Source organism: Micromonospora sediminicola (assembly GCF_900089585.1).
GTDB classification, from domain to species: Bacteria; Actinomycetota; Actinomycetes; order Mycobacteriales; family Micromonosporaceae; genus Micromonospora; species Micromonospora sediminicola.
The window spans coordinates 1,901,898-1,921,511 of sequence record NZ_FLRH01000003.1; the positions used below are offsets into that span (position 1 = coordinate 1,901,898).

The 19,614-nt window shown below is 72.7% G+C and carries 19 protein-coding genes; 9 read left to right on the forward strand and 10 right to left on the reverse strand.

Features of this window, described 5'->3' with window-relative positions:
• The first annotated feature begins 36 nt into the window (after positions 1-36).
• Together GA0070622_RS09580 and GA0070622_RS09585 are read left to right on the forward strand one after the other, a co-directional pair.
• Positions 37-540, forward strand: a complete 504-nt coding sequence (locus GA0070622_RS09580) for a DUF6328 family protein (RefSeq protein ID WP_091572113.1) — start codon at positions 37-39, stop codon at positions 538-540.
• A gap of 113 nt (positions 541-653) precedes the next feature.
• Positions 654-2,615: an acyl-CoA dehydrogenase family protein gene (locus tag GA0070622_RS09585; RefSeq protein WP_091572116.1), complete on the forward strand. Its 1,962-nt coding sequence runs from the start codon at positions 654-656 to the stop codon at positions 2,613-2,615.
• 56 nt (positions 2,616-2,671) lie between these two features.
• Here the strand turns inward: GA0070622_RS09585 and GA0070622_RS32480 are convergent, their stop codons facing one another.
• The 7 genes from GA0070622_RS32480 to GA0070622_RS09615 all read right to left on the reverse strand — a co-directional run bounded on the left by GA0070622_RS32480 (position 2,672) and on the right by GA0070622_RS09615 (position 6,795).
• On the reverse strand, positions 2,672-2,842 hold the full coding sequence (locus GA0070622_RS32480; protein ID WP_172967943.1) for a hypothetical protein: 171 nt from the start codon (positions 2,840-2,842) through the stop codon (positions 2,672-2,674).
• Between the two features lie 9 nt (positions 2,843-2,851).
• On the reverse strand, positions 2,852-3,457 hold the full coding sequence (locus GA0070622_RS09590; RefSeq protein WP_091572120.1) for a hypothetical protein: 606 nt from the start codon (positions 3,455-3,457) through the stop codon (positions 2,852-2,854).
• A 52-nt stretch (positions 3,458-3,509) separates the two neighbouring features.
• Complete coding sequence (locus tag GA0070622_RS09595; protein ID WP_091572124.1) at positions 3,510-3,812, reverse strand: ArsR/SmtB family transcription factor; 303 nt, start codon at positions 3,810-3,812, stop codon at positions 3,510-3,512.
• A gap of 43 nt (positions 3,813-3,855) precedes the next feature.
• The gene (locus tag GA0070622_RS09600) at positions 3,856-4,731 is read right to left on the reverse strand and encodes a metal ABC transporter permease (protein ID WP_091572128.1); all 876 of its coding nucleotides are present in this window, start codon (positions 4,729-4,731) and stop codon (positions 3,856-3,858) included.
• Position 4,732: 1 nt separating this feature from the next.
• Positions 4,733-5,497, reverse strand: a complete 765-nt coding sequence (locus tag GA0070622_RS09605) for a metal ABC transporter ATP-binding protein (protein WP_091572132.1) — start codon at positions 5,495-5,497, stop codon at positions 4,733-4,735.
• Positions 5,494-6,453, reverse strand: a complete 960-nt coding sequence (locus GA0070622_RS09610; protein ID WP_091572136.1) for a metal ABC transporter substrate-binding protein — start codon at positions 6,451-6,453, stop codon at positions 5,494-5,496. The genes GA0070622_RS09605 and GA0070622_RS09610 overlap by 4 nt, the downstream gene beginning before the upstream one ends.
• A 78-nt stretch (positions 6,454-6,531) precedes the next feature.
• Positions 6,532-6,795, reverse strand: a complete 264-nt coding sequence (locus GA0070622_RS09615; protein WP_091572141.1) for a DUF6703 family protein — start codon at positions 6,793-6,795, stop codon at positions 6,532-6,534.
• A 27-nt stretch (positions 6,796-6,822) separates the two neighbouring features.
• Here GA0070622_RS09615 and GA0070622_RS09620 point away from each other — a divergent pair, with 27 nt between their 5' ends.
• The 3 genes from GA0070622_RS09620 (at position 6,823) to GA0070622_RS09630 (ending at position 9,229) form a co-directional block, all read left to right on the forward strand.
• Positions 6,823-7,164, forward strand: coding sequence for an antibiotic biosynthesis monooxygenase family protein (locus GA0070622_RS09620; RefSeq protein WP_091572145.1), 342 nt, complete (start codon positions 6,823-6,825; stop codon positions 7,162-7,164).
• Positions 7,165-7,261: 97 nt separating this feature from the next.
• Positions 7,262-7,735 carry an Rv0361 family membrane protein gene (locus GA0070622_RS09625; RefSeq protein ID WP_091577089.1) on the forward strand — a complete coding sequence of 158 codons (474 nt, stop codon included), beginning with the start codon at positions 7,262-7,264 and terminating at the stop codon, positions 7,733-7,735.
• Between the two features lie 114 nt (positions 7,736-7,849).
• Positions 7,850-9,229 (forward strand): glycine--tRNA ligase, encoded by a 1,380-nt coding sequence (locus GA0070622_RS09630; RefSeq protein ID WP_091572149.1) that lies wholly within the window; start codon positions 7,850-7,852, stop codon positions 9,227-9,229.
• 99 nt (positions 9,230-9,328) lie between these two features.
• Here GA0070622_RS09630 and GA0070622_RS09635 read toward each other — a convergent pair whose 3' ends face one another.
• Entirely contained in the window at positions 9,329-10,252 is a 924-nt protein-coding gene (locus GA0070622_RS09635; RefSeq protein ID WP_245666161.1) for a type IV toxin-antitoxin system AbiEi family antitoxin domain-containing protein, read from the reverse strand.
• 178 nt (positions 10,253-10,430) lie between these two features.
• On the opposite strand from GA0070622_RS09635, the gene dusB reads away from it, so the two are divergent.
• On the forward strand, positions 10,431-11,579 hold the full coding sequence (dusB, locus tag GA0070622_RS09640) for a tRNA dihydrouridine synthase DusB (RefSeq protein ID WP_091572153.1): 1,149 nt from the start codon (positions 10,431-10,433) through the stop codon (positions 11,577-11,579).
• A 56-nt stretch (positions 11,580-11,635) separates the two neighbouring features.
• Here dusB and GA0070622_RS09645 read toward each other — a convergent pair whose 3' ends face one another.
• Entirely contained in the window at positions 11,636-12,283 is a 648-nt protein-coding gene (locus GA0070622_RS09645) for a C39 family peptidase (RefSeq protein WP_091572157.1), read from the reverse strand.
• Between the two features lie 867 nt (positions 12,284-13,150).
• On the reverse strand, positions 13,151-14,878 hold the full coding sequence (locus tag GA0070622_RS09650; RefSeq protein WP_091572162.1) for a beta-N-acetylhexosaminidase: 1,728 nt from the start codon (positions 14,876-14,878) through the stop codon (positions 13,151-13,153).
• Positions 14,879-15,188: 310 nt separating this feature from the next.
• On the opposite strand from GA0070622_RS09650, the gene ppdK reads away from it, so the two are divergent.
• From ppdK to GA0070622_RS09665, 3 genes are all read left to right on the forward strand, one after another.
• Positions 15,189-17,897 carry a pyruvate, phosphate dikinase gene (gene ppdK / locus GA0070622_RS09655; protein WP_091572167.1) on the forward strand — a complete coding sequence of 903 codons (2,709 nt, stop codon included), beginning with the start codon at positions 15,189-15,191 and terminating at the stop codon, positions 17,895-17,897.
• A gap of 112 nt (positions 17,898-18,009) precedes the next feature.
• On the forward strand, positions 18,010-18,372 hold the full coding sequence (locus GA0070622_RS09660) for a VOC family protein (RefSeq protein WP_091572172.1): 363 nt from the start codon (positions 18,010-18,012) through the stop codon (positions 18,370-18,372).
• Positions 18,362-19,594, forward strand: a complete 1,233-nt coding sequence (locus tag GA0070622_RS09665) for a deoxyguanosinetriphosphate triphosphohydrolase (protein ID WP_091572177.1) — start codon at positions 18,362-18,364, stop codon at positions 19,592-19,594. The genes GA0070622_RS09660 and GA0070622_RS09665 overlap by 11 nt, the downstream gene beginning before the upstream one ends.
• The last annotated feature ends 20 nt before the right edge of the window (positions 19,595-19,614 follow it).

The window sequence follows — 19,614 nt, forward strand, 5'->3', positions numbered from 1 at the left end:
CCGCCGGCCGTGCCGTCTTCACCGGAGGTTCGCGAGTTGTCCAAGGAATCCGAGAAGCAGCGCTGGCAGCGCAACTTCGCCGACCTGCTGCAGGAGCTGCGCGTCGCGCAGACCGGCGTGCAGATCCTCTTCGCCTTCCTGCTGACCCTGCCGTTCAGCAACGGGTTCACCCGGACCACCGAGTTCCAGCGCGACGTCTACATCGTGGCGCTGCTGGCCGCCGCGGCGGCCACCGCGATGATCATCTCGCCGGTCGCGTTCCACCGGGCGCTGTTCCGCCAGGGACGTAAGCCGGAGCTGGTCCGGTTCGCCCACCGGATGGCCACCGGCGGCCTGTTCTTCATGCTGATCGCGATGGTCAGCGCGGTGCTGCTGATCACCGACTTCGTGCTGCCCCGGCCGATCGCGTTCGTGCTCAGCGCGGTCACCGGGATCTGGTTCCTGACCTTCTGGGCCATCCTGCCGTTCGCCCGGCGCAACTGGGGTGAGGACGACATCGACGACGAGGACGACGACCCGCGGACGCTGTCCGGCGACTGACGGTCCGCCAAATCGGGCGTGCACGCGACGCTACCCCTGGGTAACACCCGGGGGTAGCGTCGTTTTCGTCGAGCGCGTCGACCGCAGCCGGACCGACCATCCAGGAGGCAGCCGTGACCACGACACAGAACAGCCGGCCCGAGTCCGCCGACGGCGCCGGGCCGCTGCCCGCCGAGGCGGGCCAGGTCTCGGAGAAGGAGGCCCGCCAGGTCGCCGAGGCGGCCCGCGAGGCTGCCTGGGACCGGCCCAGTTTCGGCAAGGAGTTGTTCCTCGGCCGGTTCCGGCTCGACCTGATCAACCCCTGGCCCCGGTCCGATCCGGACGACGTGGCCCGCGCCGACGAGTTCCTCGGCGCGTTCGGCGCCTACCTGGGGTCCGAGGTGGACGGCGCGGCGATCGAGCGCGACGCGCGCATCCCCGACGAGGTGTTCCACGGGATGGCCCGGCTCGGCGCGTTCGGCATGAAGATCGACCGGAGGTACGGCGGGCTCGGGCTGAGCAACCTGCACTACTGCCGGGCGCTGATGCTCGCCGGTTCGGTGAGTCCGGCGATCGGCGCACTGCTCTCCGCGCACCAGTCGATCGGTGTGCCGCAGCCGCTGAAGATGTTCGGCACGCCCGAGCAGAAGGAGCGCTTCCTGCCCCGGCTGGCCGCCGGCGAGGTCTCCGCGTTCCTGCTCACCGAGCCGGACGTCGGCTCCGACCCGGCCCGGCTGGCCACCACCGCCGAGCCCACCTCCGACGGCACGGGCTACCGGCTCAACGGGGTGAAGCTCTGGGCCACCAACGGCACGGTCGCCACCCTGCTGGTGGTGATGGCCCGGGTGCCGGCGGCGGAGGGGCGGCGGGGCGGCATCACCGCGTTCGTGGTGGAGGGCGACAGTGACGGCATCACCGTGGAGCGGCGCAACGCCTTCGTGGGGCTGCGCGGCCTGGAGAACAGCCTCACCCGGTTCCACGACGTCTTCGTACCGAAGGAGAACGTGATCGGCGGCGAGGGCAAGGGGCTGAAGATCGCCCTGACCACGCTGAACACCGGGCGGCTCTCACTGCCGGCGATGTGCGTCGGCGCCGGCAAGTGGGCGCTCAACGTGGCCCGGGAGTGGGCCGCCGACCGGGTCCAGTGGGGCCGGCCGGTCGGTGGGCACGAGGCGGTGGCGAAGAAGCTGTCCTTCATCGCCGCCACCACATACGGCATGGAGTCGATGCTCGACCTGTCCTGCCTGCTCGCCGACGACGACCGCAACGACATCCGGATCGAGGCGGCGCTGGTCAAGCTCTACGCCAGCGAGATGGCCTGGCGGATCGCCGACGAGCTGATCCAGATCCGGGGCGGGCGCGGCTACGAGACGGCCGACTCGCTGGCCGCCCGGGGCGAACGTCCGGCCGCGGTCGAGCAGCTCCTGCGCGACCTGCGAATCAACCGGATCTTCGAGGGCTCCACCGAGATCATGCACCTGCTGATCGCCCGGGAGGCGGTCGACGCGCACCTCTCGGTCGCCGGCGACATCATCGACCCGGACGCGGGGCTGGGCCGCAAGGCGAAGGCCGGCGCACGGGCCGGCGCCTTCTACGCGAGGTGGCTGCCCACGCTGGCCGTCGGCCGGGGCCAGGCGCCCGGGGCGTACCAGGAGTTCGGGCCGCTGGCCGGGCACCTGCGGCACGTCGAGCGGACCTCGCGCAAGCTGGCCCGCTCCACCTTCTACGCGATGTCCCGCTGGCAGGGGAAGATGGAGCGCAAGCAGGCGTTCCTCGGCCGGGTGGTGGACATCGGCGCCGAGCTGTTCGCGATGTCCGCGGTCTGCGTCCGGGCCTACGCCGAGCTGGCCGAGCACCCGGAGAACGTCGAGCTGGCCGACCTGTTCTGCCGCCAGGCCCGGCTGCGCGTCGACGAGCTGTTCACCGGCCTCTGGTCGAACACCGACTCGGTCGACGTGGCCGCCGCGAAACGGATCGTCGCCGGCCGGTACGCCTCGCTGGAGACCGGGGTGGTCACCCCGCCCGCCGACCTGCCCTGGGTGGCCCGGTGGCAGCCCGGCCCGTCCACCGCCGAGGACGTCCGCCGCCGCCTGTAAGGAAGGGTCCCCTGTCAACGCCTCCGGTAGAGGAGGGGACCCCTCTTAACAGCCACTCAACCGCGGGCGATCGCCCACGCGATCACCGCCGCCAGGATCAGGCCGTTGAGGGCGGCCAACACCAGGTACGCCGAAGGCGGGATCTTGCGACCCTTACGGACGAAACTCACCAGCACGCCCGCGTAGCCCAGCAGCAGCACGGCGACGACGATCAGGAAGTACAGCACCGGCACACCCTACCGGCCGGCCCGCAGCCCCAGCCTGCGCAGCTCCAGCGCGGCGAGCGCGTCGACGGTCTCGTCGTCGCCGCGCCGCCACGCCTCGGCCACGTCCGGCGCGATCCGGGTGAGCTTCGACAACGGCTGGCCGGCGAGCGCGCGCAGCGCCAACAGGTCCCGGCCGGCGGGCACGGTGGCCATCGCCTTCGCCGCGCCGGCCCGGCGCATCCAGCGCAGCCGCAGCGGCAGCCAGCCGAACAGCACCAGGCCGAGCGGGAACACCAGCACCGCGATGGTCAGCGCGAGCGCCAGCTGGCCGACCAGCTCCTGCTGGTCGCGGCCGGCCTCGGCGACCGCGCGGGCGGCGTCCGCGGCCCGGGTGAAGGGGGCGGTCAGCTCGTCGCCGACCAGCGGCACCCGGCCGACCTTGCCGCCGGCGTCGGCCAGGTTGTCGGCGAGTCCGCCGCCGGCCCCCTCCAGCTTCCGCCCGGGTACGGCGAGCTTCTCGACCAGGTCGTGCAGCCACAGCGCGAAGCGGATCGCCGCGTACACCCAGACGACCACGAGCAGATCGGTGAGGAACTGGCGGACGGCGGTCGGAAAACGGTCGGCGTAGATCTTCACGCCGGACAGCCTGCCACGGGGGGTGGGCATCGGCACAGGGCCGATCCGCGACTCAGGACGACCCTTCGCCGGCGTGGCTCACCGCGTCCGCCACGATGTGCGCGACGTGCTCGTCGACCAACGCGTACGCGATCTCCCGGCCGCGCCGCGAGCCGCGCACCACGCCGGCGCCGCGCAGCACCCGCAGGTGTTGGGAGACCAGCGGCTGGGGGGCGCCGAGCTTCTCCACCAACTCGTGTACGCACCGCTCGCCCTCGGCCAGCTCGCTCACGATCGCCAGCCGGATGGGGGCCGAGAGCGCGCGCAGCAGGTCACCCGCGCCCTCGAAGGCGTCGTACCCGTTCGTGCCGGTCACCCCGTAACGGTAACCAATGCCAGCTGCGCCGGCCGGCGCGGCCTCATCCCAGCAGCACCTCGTGCTCGGCCGGCTCGGCCACCGGGGCGGACGGGACCGTCCGGCTGCGTCGGCGCACCGCCCGGACGCCGGCCGCGCCGAGCGCCACCAGCAGGAACGAGCCGATCGCCACCAGCACCACCGAGGCGCCGGGCGCGGTGTCGGCGGTGGCCGCCACCCACACCCCCGCGCCGGCGGCGAACAGGCCCAGCGCCATCGCCGCCGTCATGGTGGACCGGAAGCCCCGGGTCACCTGCTGGGCGGTGGCCACCGGCACCACCATCAGGGCGCTGATCAGCAACACCCCGACCGCCCGCATGGCGATGGTCACCGTGACCGCGGTGCCCACCGCGATGAGCAGGTTCAGCGCCCGCACCGGCAGGCCGGAGACCCGGGCGTACTCCTCGTCGTGGCAGACCGCGAACAGCGCCGGGCGCAGCACCAGCATGGTCACCAGCAGCACCGCGCCGAGCACGCCGATGGTGACCAGGTCGGCCTGCGACGTCGTGGTCAGCGACCCGAACAGGTACGCGTTGAGCGACCCGCTGCTGGCGTCGGAGAGCCCGACCAGCATCACACCGCCGGCGATGCCCCCGTAGAAGAGCAGCGCCAGCGCCAGGTCCCCGGAGGTGCGCCCGTACGCGCGGACCAGCTCGATGACGACCGCGCCGAGCGTGGCCGCGAGCACCGCCACCAGCACGGGGGAGCGGTTCAGCAGCAGCCCCGCGCCGACGCCGGTGAGTGCCACGTGCCCGATGCCGTCGCCGATCAGCGCCAGCCGGCGCTGCACCAGGTAGATGCCGAGCGCCGGCGCGGCCAGCCCGATGACCAGCGCGCCGACCAGGGCGCGGAGCATGAAGTCGTACTGGAAGAGGTCCATCTCAGATGCCTGTCCAGAGCCCGGCGGGCTCCTCGTCGCAGTGCGGGTGCACGTGCTCGTGGTCCGGGTCGGCGTGGTGGCCGGCCGGCTCGGGCACCGCGCCGTCGTGGGCGATTCCGCCCTGGTGCACCACCACGGCCCGGCTGATCAGCGGGCGCAGCGGGCCCAGCTCGTGCGCGACCAGCAGCACCGTGCCCCCGCCGTCGCGGAACGCGCGCAGCGCCCCGGCGAACGCCTCCTGGCTGGCCGCGTCGACCCCGGCCGTCGGCTCGTCGAGCACCAGCAGCTCCGGCCCGCCGGCCAACGCGCGGGCGATCAGGGCGCGCTGCTGCTGGCCGCCGGAGAGCGTGGCCACCGGGTCACCGGCCCGGTCGGCCAGCCCGACCGCGCGCAGCGCCGCCGTGACCGCCTCCCGGTCGGCCCGCCCGGCCGGCCGGAACACGCCCCGGCGGGCCAGCCGCCCGGACGCCACCACCTCGCCGACCGTGGCCGGCACGCCGCCGCCCGCGCCGAGCCGCTGCGGGACGTACCCGATGCGGTGCCAGTGCCGGAAGCGGCGCTGCGGCGTGCCGAAGAGGGCGACCGACCCGGCGCCGAGCGGCACCAGGCCGAGCGCGGCGCGGACCAGGGTCGACTTGCCGGACCCGTTGGCGCCGAGCACGGCGACCACCTCGCCGGCGGTCACGGTCAGTGAGACGTCACGCAGGACCGGCCGGCCGTCGTAGCCGACCGTCGCGTGCGCGATCTCGATCACGGGTGGGGTCATGAGCAGTCCAGAGCGGTTCGCAGGGTCTGCAGGTTGGCCCGCATGGCGGAGAGGTAGTCGCCCTCGGCGGGCGGGCCCTCGATCGGGTCCAGGACCGCGGTCTTCGCCCCGACCTCCCGGGCGATCGTCTCGGCGACCTTCGGGCTGACCAGCGTCTCGAAGAAGATCGTACCGGCCTGGTGCTCCCGAGCCTCCTTCGCGACCTCGGCGAGCCGCTGCGGGGAGGGCTCCGACTCCGGGGTGAGGCCGCTGATGCCGATCTGCTCCAGCTTGTAGTGCTCGGCCAGGTAGCCGAAGGCGGTGTGGCTGGTCACGATCTCCCGGCGCTGGCAGGTGCGCAGGCCCTCGGCGTACGCGGTGTCCAGCGTCGTCAGCTCGGTGCGCAGCGCGCCGGCCCGCGCGGTGTAGTCGGCGGCGTGGTCCGGGTCGGCCCGGCCGAGGCGCTCGGCGAGCTTGTCGCCCACCGTGGCCAGCCGGGTCGGGTCGAGCCAGAGGTGCGGGTCCTTGCCGCCGCCCTCCTCCTCGTGACCGGCCTCGTCCTCGTGACCGGCCTCACCCTCGTGCTCGTGCCCGCCGGCGGCGGCGTCGAGCAGCGGGGCCACCCCGGCCACGTCGAAGGCCCGGTCGCCGCCGTTCTGCTCGACCGCCTCGTCCACCGCCGGCTGGAAGCCGGTGAGGTAGACGATCAGCTCGGCGTCGACCACCTGGCCCACCTGGCGCGGGTTCAGCTCCAGGTCGTGCGGCTCCGCGCCGGGCTTGGTCAGGTTGCTGACCGCGACCCGGTCGCCGCCGATCCGCTCGGCCAGGAACTGCAGCGGGTAGAACGCGGCCACCACGTCGACCTTGTCCGGGTCCTTCCCACCGCCGTCGCCGGTCGAGCAGGCGGCGAGACCGCCGACGGTGAGCAGGGCGGCGGTGGCGGTGGCGAGGGCACGGGGCGTGGCACGAACGGTCATGGGATCAACTGTCCGTGACAACGAAAATTATTGTCAAAAACGCATGATTGCATGTCACCGCAGGTCAGGCCGCACGGATCAGCCGACCATCAGCTTGGCCAGCGCGACCGCGATCAGCAGGGTCAGCATCAGCAGCCGGAGCACCCGGGTCGCCGGCGCCTGCACCGGCCAGGTGACCGTCATCAGCCAGACCAGGCCGGCGGCCAGCACCAGCAGCAGGACACCGCCGGCCGGCCCGGGCGCGAACAGGCCGACCAGCACCAGGACCAGCGCGGCGAGGAACACCGTCGTCGGGTTGAGCCGGGCCAACCGGGACAGCACGGGACTCTGCGTACGCTGCATGCCACAAACTCTACGAGGAGGAACGCCGTGCTGGTCACCAACCGGTTCGTGGTGGACGCCGAAACGGCGGACGAGTTCACCCGGGAGGCGCACGCGGCGCTCGCCGCACTCGCCGCCCGGCCCGGTTACCTGCGCGGTGACCTGCTGCGGGCGCTCGACGACCCGGCCCACTGGTGCCTGCTCACCGAGTGGGAGTCGGTCGGGGCGTACCGGCGGGCGCTGGGCGGGTTCGACGTCAAGGTCAGCGCCGTGCCGCTGCTCGCCCGATCGGTGGACGAGCCGTCGGCGTACGAGACGCTCGCCAGCGCCGCCCCGCAGGGCGAGATCGTCGTCGTCGCCAGTGATCGTGCCGCAGGTCCTTACCGCTGAGTCCCGGGGCACTACCCTGGCGCGTATGACCGCTCCCGGACCGGCCGCACCACCCCCGTCGCCCGTGCCGCCCGGCGCCCCGCCGGCGGACCCGGGCGTGCCCGCGCCGCCGCCCGGTCCCGGCGTCGCCCCGCCGTTCGCCGCCCCGCCCACCGAGGGCGGGCGGTCCCGGCTCTGGCTCGGCCTCGGGGTCGGCGCGCTGGCCGTGCTGCTCTGCTGCGGCGGAGGCGGCGCGGCCGTGGTCGGACTGGCCGTGAGCAACGTGCAGGCGGTCGGGGAGCAGGGTCGGGCCGTCACCGACGACTACTACCAGGCGCTGGTCGCGCGGGAGTGGTCCAAGGCGTACGACCAGCTCTGCGACGACGCCCGGCGGCGCGAGTCCCGGCCGGAGTTCGAGCAGCGGGTCGCCACCGAGCCGCAGATCTCCGGCTACAGGGTGGGCGACGTCGACACCGCCTCGCTGACCGTGCCGGTGGACGTGACGCTGGCCGGCGGCCGGCGGGAGGCGCAGACCGTCACGCTGGCGCCCGACCGGCAGACCGGTGGCATGGAGGTCTGCGGGGTGAGCTGAGGCGCTCCCCGGTATTCTGCTGGGCCCGGGACCGACGCGGTCGTACCGTTGTCCCGAACAGCCCGGTTCCATCCATCTCAACCGCGCCGACCGCCAGCCGGCGTAGGAGGAAACATGCCAGCCGACCGTATCGACGCCGTCGTCAGCCTCGCCAAGCGCCGGGGCTTCGTCTTCCCCTCCAGCGAGATCTACGGGGGCACCCGGTCGGCCTGGGACTACGGTCCGCTCGGCGTCGAGCTGAAGGAGAACGTCCGCCGGCAGTGGTGGCGGACCATGGTCCAGCAGCGCGACGACGTCGTCGGCCTCGACTCGGCGGTCATCCTGGCCCGCAAGGTCTGGGAGGCCAGCGGCCACATCGCCGAGTTCGTCGACCCGCTCACCGAGTGCCAGTCCTGCCACAAGCGGTTCCGGGCCGACCACCTGGAAGAGGCGTACGAGGCCAAGCACGGCAAGCCGCTGACCTCGCTGACGGAGCTGAACTGCCCCAACTGCGGCAACAAGGGCACCTTCACCGAGCCGAAGATGTTCAACGGCCTGATGAAGACCTACCTGGGCCCGGTGGAGAGCGACGAGGGCCTGCACTACCTGCGCCCGGAGACCGCCCAGGGCATCTTCGTCAACTACAAGAACGTGGAGACGGTCGCCCGCAAGAAGCCGCCGTTCGGCATCGCGCAGACCGGCAAGTCGTTCCGCAACGAGATCACCCCGGGCAACTTCATCTTCCGGACCCGCGAGTTCGAGCAGATGGAGATGGAGTTCTTCGTCGAGCCGGGCACCGACGAGCAGTGGCACGAGTACTGGCTCCAGGAGCGCTGGAACTGGTACCTCGACCTGGGCCTGTCCGAGGAGAACCTGCGCTTCTACGAGCACCCCAAGGAGAAGCTCTCCCACTACTCGAAGCGCACCGTCGACATCGAGTACAAGTTCCGGTTCGGCGGCACCGAGTTCGCCGAGCTGGAGGGCATCGCCAACCGCACCGACTTCGACCTGTCCACGCACAGCAAGCACTCCGGCGTCGACCTGTCGTACTTCGACCAGGGCAAGGGCGAGCGCTGGATGCCGTACGTGATCGAGCCGGCCGCCGGCCTCACCCGCGCGGTGCTGGCGTTCCTGCTGGAGGCGTACGACGAGGACGAGGCGCCGAACACCAAGGGCGGCGTGGACAAGCGCACCGTGATGCGCTTCGACCCGCGGCTGGCCCCGGTCAAGGTCGCGGTGCTGCCGCTGTCGCGCAACGAGGCGCTCTCGCCCAAGGCCAAGCAGCTCGCCACCGACCTGCGCAAGCGCTGGGTGGTCGAGTTCGACGACTCGCAGGCGATCGGCCGTCGCTACCGCCGGCAGGACGAGATCGGCACGCCGTTCTGCGTCACGGTCGACTTCGACACGCTCGACGACAACGCCGTGACGGTGCGGAACCGGGACACCATGGCGCAGGAGCGCGTCGCGCTGGACCAGGTCGAGCGCTACCTGATCGAGCGCCTCCCCGGCTGCTGAGCTGTGTAAGGAAGGGCCCCTTCTTAACGCCTGGCGTAGAGAAGGGGCCCCTTCTTAACACCCGTCATCCGGGGGAGATCGGCTCCGCCCGTACGCCGGTCACGGTCCCCAGTGCCGTGCCTCGTACGCGTCCTCCACCATGCGTCGCCCGCGGCCCGGCTCCCTGCGGATCTGCGCCGGGGTGAAGTGCAGGATGAGCACCCCGTGCCGGCTCAGCTCGTTGTGCCGGTCCAGCGTCCGCGTCCAGTCGGTCGGGCTGAGGTGGTACTCCCGCGAGTCGACCTCCAACGCCAGCGCGCCGTCGGCGAGGTAGCCGTCCGGCGTCGGCAGCCGGGAGCCGTCGGCCGCCGACAGTCGCGGGTTCCACAGGATCTCGGCGAGCACGCCGCTGCTGCTCAGGCACTCCCGCAGCTCGGTCTCCGGCGCCGAGCGGACCCCGTCGGTGATCTCTGCGAACGCCTTCCGGATCAGCGCGGTGCGGCTACGCCTGGCTCGCCGGATCTCCCGGTCCAGGCTGGCCAGGTCGGTGAAGCCGCGCTGGACGGCTTCGGCCACGGTCGCCCGTACCGGCCGCAGCTGGCGCAGGTCGCGGGCCGCGTCCACCACCGCGCGCGCCGGCGAGCACACCGGATACAGCGCGGTCCGCCGGGCCTGCGGATCAAGCCCCAGGGCGCGCGCGATCACCGCGTGACCGGCCGAGCGGCGCCGCACGTGGTGCGGCAGGATCAGGTGTACGTCAGTGGTGCGCGGGCTGTGCCGGAAGCCGTACCAGATCAGGGCCGCCAGACCGGTCAGCTGTGCGTCGCCGCCCGCGTAGAGCGCTGCCGAGATGCGTCGTTGCTCGTCGGTGAGGGTGCCGGTGACGAGCGCGTACGTGGCCGGCAGAACGCGCTGCCACAGGCCGCGCCGGGTCTGCCGGTACAGGTACATGTCGTCGAATCCGACGCCGAGAAGCTGCGTCCGCGTGACGATCTGCTGCTGGCGTTCCGCCAGGTCGCTGAGTTCGGGTGGCTGTTCGGGCATACCCGGCAGCGTGCGGGTCCGCCCGATCCGTGTCCTGCCCCTGCGCCCGACCTGTGGACAGCCGTCGTCGTTGTGGAGGACCGTCTGCTGGCGGGCCGACTGTGATATGGGCCCTGTTAAGAAGGGGCCCCTGCTCTACCGGAGACGTTAACAGGGGGCCCCTCCTTACACTTGTCCGGTGGATGCGCTGAAGATCGGGCCGCACGAGGTGTGGCCCCCGGTGGTGCTCGCGCCGATGGCCGGGATCACCAACGTCGGTTTCCGACGGCTCTGCCGGGAGCAGGGCGGCGGCATCTACGTCTGCGAGATGATCACCACCCGGGCGCTGGTCGAGCGGAACCCGAAGACGCTGCGGATGATCGCGTTCGGCGCCGAGGAGCGGCCGCGCAGCCTCCAGCTCTACGGCACCGACCCGGAGATCACCGCCGCCGCGGTGCGGATCGTGGTCGAGCGCGACCTCGCCGACCACATCGACCTCAACTTCGGCTGCCCGGTCCCCAAGGTCACCCGCCGGGGCGGCGGGTCCGCCCTGCCGTGGCGGCGCCGGCTCTTCGCCCGGCTGGTCAGGGCCGCGGTGGCCGCCGCGTCGCCCGCCGGGGTGCCAGTCACGGTCAAGATGCGCAAGGGCATCGACGACGACCACCTGACGTACGTCGAGGCCGGGCTGGCCGCCCAGGACGCGGGTGTCGCCGCGGTCGCCCTGCACGGGCGTACGGCCGCGCAGCGCTACTCCGGCACCGCGGACTGGGACGCCATCGCCACGCTCAAGGCGGCGCTCGACGTGCCGGTGCTCGGCAACGGCGACATCTGGGAAGCCGACGACGCGCTGCGGATGGTCGCCCACACCGGCGTGGACGGCGTGGTGGTCGGGCGCGGCTGCCTGGGCCGGCCGTGGCTCTTCGCCGACCTGGAGGCCGCCTTCGACGGTCGCGCCGAGCGGCGGCTGCCCTCGCTGGGCGAGGTGGCGCTGACCATGCGCCGGCACGCCGAGCTGCTGGTGGACCAGTTCGTCGCCGGCGCCCGGAACCCGGCCCGGGGCGAGCGGGACGGCTGCACCGACTTCCGCAAGCACGTGGCCTGGTATCTGAAGGGCTTCCCGATCGGCAGCGAGCTGCGTCGGTCGCTCGCCATGATCGAGAGTCTGGCGCAGCTCGACGACCTGCTCGGCAAGCTCGACCCGGCGGTGCCGTTCCCGGTGGAGAACCTCGGGCAGCCGCGCGGCCGTACCAACTCCCCGGGCAAGGTGTTCCTGCCCGACGGTTGGCTGGCAAGCCGCGACGACGACACCCCGCCGGACGGCGCCGAGCTGGACGACTCCGGCGGCTGACCCCGGACACGCCGAAGGGCCCGACCCCCCACGGGGTCGGGCCCTTCGTCATGCGGTCAGGAGCTGTAGCCGCGGCTGGCGATCCAGTGCGCCAGGGCGTCCACGTCCATGCGGTAGGAGGCCTGGTCCGGGTTCGCCGAGTCGGCGATCGTCACGACCTTCCCGCCGTCGCGGTAGCCCACCACGCTGATGTAGTGGCCACCCTCGAAGGAGTGGGTGGTGCCGTCGGTGTCGGTCGCGGTGCCGGCGATGTTCGCCACCACGGCCCGGCCGTCGTCCACCGCGCGCACGATGTCGGCGCGCAGCTTGTCGGTCTTCTCGCCGGCCTTGTCCACGGGGATCTCGGTGGACTTGTAGACGTCCTTGCCGGTCTCCTTGTTCAGCACCGGGGTGATGTCGTTGATGGAGTTGGTGCCGTTCTCGGTGGTGCCCATCTCCTTGGCCATCGCGTCCACGTCGATGTTCTTGCCCTGCACGCTGAGCGCGTTGCGGGCGGCGGCGGGGCCGCAGAAGTAGAAGTTGGGCTGGGCCTCGTAGCGCACGCCCAGCTCCCGCTCACCGTGACCGTGGCGGTCGGTCTGCACCTGCGCGGCGCGCTCGGCCGGGGTGGCCTGGGCGGCGATCGCGGGGCCGGCGATGCCACCGGCGGTGGCGGCGATGCCGGCGACGGTCAGGGCGGTCTTGCGCAGCAGAGTGGTAGCCATGATCAGTTGCCTCTCTGTCGGGGGTACGCGGCGATGGGGGATGCCGCGAAGAAAGATCAGGTGGCTCGCTCGGGCGGCGGGGTGGCCTGCTCCGGCGGCTCGGGGATGTAACGACCGGGGCCCGGGGTCATTCCCGGGGGCGCTACCCGGCGGTGGGCCGACCCGGCAGGCGCTGTCGGCCTGCTCGGCGGCTCCGGGGATGTAACGACCGGCCTTCCGGCCTGATTCCCGGCCCGCTGGGCGGGCGGTCGGCGGTGCGGCGCGGTCTGCCATGTACAACGCCGCGCCCCCACCCCCGATTCCACCCCACCGGTGACCCCGACCACCCGGAAACCGGACAACCACCCCACCACGGCAGCCCGCCCGCTCTCACCGCCCCCGGCCCCCGCACGGCCGCCCCTCGCCACCTCGTTGATCAAGGGGTTTGCGTCGTGCACCGGCCTCAGTCGGACGCAAACTCCTTGATCAACGAAGTGATGGAGGGGAGTGCGGCGCCTTGCTGCGTGTTTCGGCGCTGGCGGGGTCAGCTCGGGAGATCTTGGTACGTCCGCGCCCCTCCGGGGACCGTGTCGTACCAAGATCTTTGACGGCGTGGGCGTTTTGGGCGGTCTGGCCGGTCTTGGCGTACTGCGGTCGGGCGGGCATGGGCGGGCGCGGAAGCCCAGGAAGGAGGACGCCGGCCGGCGCGGGGAGCTGCGGCCGTGCCGAGCACCTGCGGACCGTGACGGCCCCGCAGGTGCTCGTGTCGGTGGGGGTGCCCGATCCCGTTCCTGGCCGGGATGGGTGCGGCGATCATGAAGTTGGCGGCGGTTCGTGTCCGGTTTGTCGCCGTCAACTTCATGATCGACGGGGTTGGGGGTCGGTGGGTCAGGGGGTGATGGGGGTGGGCTGGGTGGGGATGTGGGGCGGGGTGGGGGGCCAGGGGATGTCGGGGGAGGGGTGGAAGGTGATGCCGGCGGTGGCCCAGCGCGGGCCGTGGGCGGCGAGCCGGCCGCGGAACCGGGACCAGTCGTGCGTCTCGCGCGGTGACCAGCCCAGCTCGGCGACGGCGGGCAGACGTGGGAAGGCCATGTACTCGATCTCGGCCAGCGTGGTGACCGATTCGGTCCAGAGCGGGGCCTCCACCCCCAGCACCGCCTCGGCCGGCACGCCACGCACGTGGGTGCCCGGATCCCAGTCGTACGCGCGTCGCACGTCGATGAGGCCGGCCCAGTCGTGCCCGATCGGGGTGTCCGGGGCGTACTTCATGTCCAGGTAGGCGTGGTTGCCGGGGGAGAGGATGAGCCGGGCGCCCCGGCGTACCGCGGCCGCCGTCGCCGGGTCGTCGCCGTTCGTGCCCCACCACTGCAGGACGCGCCCGTCGACGTGCTCCGCCGGGGCGAGCTGGTGCCAGCCGACGACCGTCTTCCCGGTGGCCGCGACCAGTTCCTGCGCCCGTGCGACGAAGGCGCGGTAGCTCTCCGCGGGCACCTTGAACGCCTCGTCGCCGCCGAGGTGAAACCAGGGCCCGGGGGTCAGCGCGGCCACCTCGCCGACCACGTCGGCGACGAAGGCGTACGTCCGCTCGTCGGCCGGGTCGACGTAGCTGAACCCGACCTCGGTGCCGGTGTACGGCGGCGGCGCGGTCTTGTCGGGGGCCAGCTCGGGGTAGGCGACCAGCGCCGCGTTGGTGTGGCCCGGCAGGTCGATCTCGGGCACCACGGTCACGTGCCGGCGGGCCGCGTACGCGACGATCCGCCGGTAGTCGTCCCGGGTGTACCAGCCGCCCGGGCCGCCGCCGACCTCGGTGGCGCCGCCGACCTCGGTGAGCCGGGGCCACGAGTCGACGGCGATCCGCCAGCCCTGGTCGTCGGTGAGGTGCAGGTGCAGGTGGTTGAGCTTGTACCGGGCCAGGTGGTCGATCACCCGCAGCACGTCCTGGACGCCGAAGAAGTGCCGGGCGACGTCGAGCATCACGCCCCGGTAGGGGAAGCGCGGCCGGTCGACGATCGTGCCGCCGGGCACCACCCAGCGCTCGGTGACCGGGGTGGCGCTCTCGACCGCCGAGGGCAGGAGCTGCCGCAGCGTCTGTGCGCCGTGGAACAGGCCGGCCGGACCGGCGGCGGTGATCCGGACGCCGGTGGTGGTGACGTCGAGGCGGTATCCCTCGGCCCCGAGTTCGGCGATCGCCGGGTCGTCGGCCCGCGCGGCGCCGCCCAGGGCGGTGTCGGCCGGGGACAGGGTGAGCGTCAACCGGCCCTCGGTCGCCTCCGCCGTGTCGGTCACCGGCAGCGGGAAGCCGGTGGCCGGGCGCAGCCAGCCGGCGAGCTGGTCGGCCACGTCGCGGCCGGCGGGATCGACGCGCAGTGCCGCGTCCGGGGTGAGGGCGTAGTCGCCGGCCGGGTCGGGGAGCACCCGCTCGGGGGCGGGCACCACCGCGTCCAGGCGGACCGGCGCGGGCGGGGCGAGCAGGCCGGCGGCCCGGTCGGCGGCGACGCGGGCCAGCTCGGCGGCGGTCGGCGACAGCTCGGGGAGGTGGTCGGCCGGCGGGCGGGCGACGGACGGGAGTTCGGTCGGCTGCGGCCCGTTCTCGGGGGCGGCGGGGATGGTCGGCACGGCGACGGCTCCGAGGGTGTATTTGCGCGGGATATGGCAAAGGTCAGGTTCGGCGATATCCAGTGCCGTCAAGAGTACGAGGGGAATCGGAATTGCGTGTTCCTGCGCGTGGAAGCGTTCCCAAAAACCGGTACGGACGCGGGCAGTGGTGACCGTTGTGCCGATTGTCACCGAACGGTCCCAGGCCTCGCGAAGTTCGCTTAACCTTCGCCCACCGATCGCTGACGAGCCGGGATTACCGGTGGTCGCTCCCGGGGTATGTCCGAACTGAACCTTCGTTAAGTGTCAATGGCGCGCGTGGGAGGCTCTGGTGGCAGCGCAAGAGACGGTCGAGCACAAGTACGTCTACGACTTCGCCGAGGGCAACAAGGACCTCAAGGACCTGCTCGGTGGCAAGGGTGCCAACCTGGCCGAGATGACCAACCTCGGTCTGCCGGTCCCGCCCGGCTTCACCATCACCACCGAGGCCTGCAAGGCGTACCTGACGACCGGCCGTGAGCCGGACGGCCTGGCCGGTCAGATCGAGGCCCACCTGGAGTCGCTGGAGCGCGAGATGGGCCGCCGCCTGGGCGACCCGGACGACCCGCTGCTCGTCTCCGTACGCTCCGGCGCGAAGTTCTCCATGCCCGGCATGATGGAGACCGTCCTCAACGTCGGCCTCAACGACCGCAGCGTGGTCGGCCTGAGCAACCAGGCGGGTGGGAACGACAGGTTCGCCTGGGACTCCTACCGCCGCCTGATCCAGATGTTCGGCAAGACCGTCTGCGAGGTGCCGGGCGAGGAGTTCGAGCACGCGCTCGACGAGGCCAAGCGCGCCAAGGGCACGCAGAACGACCTCGACCTGGACGCCGACGACCTGCGCGGGCTGGTCGACGCGTACAAGCAGATCTTCGCAAAGCACACCGGTCGCGAGTTCCCGCAGGAGCCGCGGGAGCAGCTCGACCTGGCCATCCGCGCGGTCTTCGACTCGTGGAACGCGGAGCGGGCGATCCTCTACCGCCGCCAGGAGCGGATCCCGGCCGACCTGGGCACCGCGGTCAACGTGGTGAGCATGGTCTTCGGCAACCTCGGGCCCGACTCCGGCACCGGCGTCGCGTTCACCCGCGACCCGGGCAGCGGCGCGCAGGGCATCTACGGCGACTACCTGGCCAACGCCCAGGGCGAGGACGTGGTGGCCGGCATCCGCAACACGGTGCCGTTGCAGGAGCTGGAGCAGCTCGACAAGACCTCCTACGACCAGCTGCTCGGCATCATGGCCCGGCTGGAGGAGCACTACAAGGACCTCTGCGACATCGAGTTCACCATCGAGCGCGGCAAGCTCTGGATGCTGCAGACCCGGGTCGGCAAGCGCACCGCCGCCGCCGCGTTCGTCATCGCCGGCCAGCTCGTCGACGAGGGCCTGATCGACCTGGACGAGGCGCTGCACCGGGTCAACGGCGCGCAGCTCGCCCAGCTGATGTTCCCGCGCTTCCAGCTCGACCACGAGTTCCAGCCGGTGGCCAAGGGCATCGGCGCGTCCCCGGGCGCCGCGTCCGGCAGGGTGGTCTTCACCTCGGCCCGCGCCGTCGAGCTGGCCGCCGAGGGGGAGTCGGTGATCCTGGTCCGCCGGGAGACCAACCCGGACGACCTCAACGGCATGATCGCGGCCAAGGGCATCCTCACCTCGCGCGGCGGCAAGACCAGCCACGCCGCCGTGGTGGCCCGGGGCATGGGCAAGACCTGCGTCTCCGGCGCCGACGAGCTGGAGGTGAACATCCCGGCGAAGACGTTCACCGTCGGCGGGCACACCGTCGGCGAGGGCGACGTCGTCTCCATCGACGGCACCACCGGCAAGGTCTACCTCGGCGAGGTGCCGGTCATGCCGTCGGAGGTGGTCCAGTACTTCGAGGGCGAACTCGACCCGGCGACCACCGACGATCCGCTGGTCCGGGCCGTACACCGGATCATGACGCACGCGGACGCGGCGCGGCGGCTGCGGGTCCGCACGAACGCCGACACCGGCGCGGACGCGGCCCGGGCCCGGCGCTTTGGCGCCGAGGGCATCGGCCTGTGCCGCACCGAGCATATGTTCCTCGGCGACCGCCGGGAGCTGGTCGAGCGCCTCATCCTGGCCAGCGGTGAGCAGGAGCGGGAGGACGCGCTCGCCGCGCTGCTGCCGTTGCAGCGGGCCGACTTCGTCGAGATCTTCCGGGAGATGGACGGCCTGCCCGTCACCGTGCGGCTGATCGACCCGCCGCTGCACGAGTTCCTGCCCCCGCTGGAGCAGCTCGCGGTCAACGTCGCGGTCGCGCAGGAACGCGGCGAGGACGTGGCGAAGGAGGAGGCGCTGCTCTCCGCCGTCCGGCGGATGCACGAGGAGAACCCGATGCTGGGCCTGCGCGGCGTGCGGCTCGGCCTGGTCATCCCGGGCCTGTTCGCCATGCAGGTGCGCGCGATCGCCGAGGCCGCCGTCGCGGTCGTCCGGGACGGCGGCCGGGCCTGCCCGGAGATCATGGTGCCGCTGGTCGGCGCGGTGCAGGAGCTGGAGACGGTACGCGCCGAGGCCGAGAAGATCATCGCCGAGGTGGTCGGGGACAGCGGCGTCGAGGTGCTGATCGGCACGATGATCGAGGTGCCCCGGGCCGCGCTGACCGCCGGCCAGATCGCCGAGGCCGCCGAGTTCTTCTCCTTCGGCACCAACGACCTGACCCAGATGGGCTGGGGCTTCTCCCGCGACGACGTGGAGGGCGCGTTCTTCTGGCGCTACCTCGAGCTGGGCATCTTCGGCATCTCGCCGTTCGAGTCGATCGACACCGACGGTGTCGGCCGGCTGGTCCGGATCGCCGCCGAGGAGGGCCGGGCGGCGCGCCCCGGGCTGAAGCTGGGCGTCTGCGGCGAGCACGGCGGCGACCCGGAGTCGGTGCACTTCTTCCACTCCGTCGGGCTGGACTACGTCTCCTGCTCGCCGTTCCGGGTGCCGGTGGCCCGGCTGGAGGCCGGTCGCGCGGCCATCAGCACCACCGGCTCCGACTCCCGCTGAACGCCGCCGGGCGGGCCGTCGCCGACCTGCGGCGGCCCCGCCTGGCGCGCCATCGCGGCCACCCCGGCGTAACCTGAGCTTCCGCCACGTGTCGATCAGGAGGGGTGTCCGCATGAGCGCCGTCTGGGAGAACCTGACCGTCGACGCCCGGGACCCGTCCCGGCTCGCCCGCTGGTGGGCGGAGGCGCTCGGCTACCAGGTGACCGTCGACAAGCCGGACGAGGTAGAGATCCGCCGGACCCCCGACTCGCTGCCCGGGATCGTCTTCGTCCCGGTGGCCGGGCCGAAGGCGGGCAAGAACCGGCTGCACATCGACCTGCGCCCGGCCGACCAGGAGGCCGAGGTGGAACGGCTGGTCGACATGGGCGCGCGGCACGTCGACATCGGGCAGGGCGAGGTGGAGTGGACGGTGCTGGCCGACCCGGAGGGCAACGAGTTCTGCGTCTTGCGCCCGCGAAACGACGTTGCACGCTGACGACGCGGAGCGGCTGGTCGTCGAGGCGCCGAAGGACACCGGCTACGGGCGTTCGCCGTTCGAGCGGGACCGGGCCCGGGTGCTGCACTCGGCGGCGTTCCGTCGCCTCGCCGCGAAGACCCAGGTGCACGCCGCCGGCACCGACGACTTCCTGCGGACCCGGCTGACCCACTCGCTGGAGGTCGCGCAGATCGCCCGGGAGATGGGCGCCCGGCTCGGCTGCGACCCCGACGTGGTGGACACCGCCGGGTTGGCGCACGACCTGGGGCACCCGCCGTTCGGGCACAACGGCGAGTACGCGCTGGACGAGCTGGCCGCCGCCGGCGGCGGCTTCGAGGGCAACGCGCAGACGCTGCGGGTGCTGACCCGGCTCGAGGCGAAGGTGCTGGCCCCGGACGGGCGCTCGGTCGGGCTGAACCTGACCCGGGCCGCGCTGGACGCGGTCGGCAAGTATCCGTGGCCGCGCCGGCCCGGCGAGCGCAAGTTCGGCGTGTACGCCGACGACCGGCCGGTCTTCGACTGGCTGCGCGCCGGCTCCCCGCCCGGCGACCGTCGCTGCCTGGAGGCCCAGGTGATGGACTGGGCCGACGACGTGGCGTACTCGGTGCACGACGTCGAGGACGGCATCCACGGCGGGTACGTCGACCTGCGCCCGCTGCTGGCCGACCCGGACGAGCGGCGGGCGCTCTGCGCCGACGTGGCGGCCACGTACTCCGGGGAGGCGCCGGAGGACCTGGGTGAGGTGCTGGGCGGCCTGCTCGCCGATCCGGTGCTCGCCCCGCTCGCCGCGTACGACGGCAGTCACCGGGCCCTCGCCGCGCTGAAGGCCACCACCAGCGTGCTCACCGGCCGCTTCGTGTCGACCGTGGTGGCCGCCACCGAGGAACGCCACGGTCCCGGCCCGCACCGCCGCTACGCGGCCGACCTGGTGGTGCCGCGCCGCATCCGGGCGCAGTGTGCGCTGCTCAAGGGCATCGCCCTGCGCTACGTGATGCGTCGTCCCGGCGCCCTGGGTCGCTACACCCGGCAGCGGGAGCTGCTCGCCGAGCTGGTCGCCGTGCTGCTCGACCGGGCTCCGGACGCGCTCGACCCGGTCTTCGCCCCGCTCTGGCGCGAGGCCCCGGACGACGCGGCGCGGCTGCGGGTGGTGGTCGACCAGGTCGCCTCGCTCACCGATCCGGCCGCGCTGGCCTGGCACGCCCGGCTGGTGTCGGCGGGCTGACCGCACCGCCCCGGGCGCGG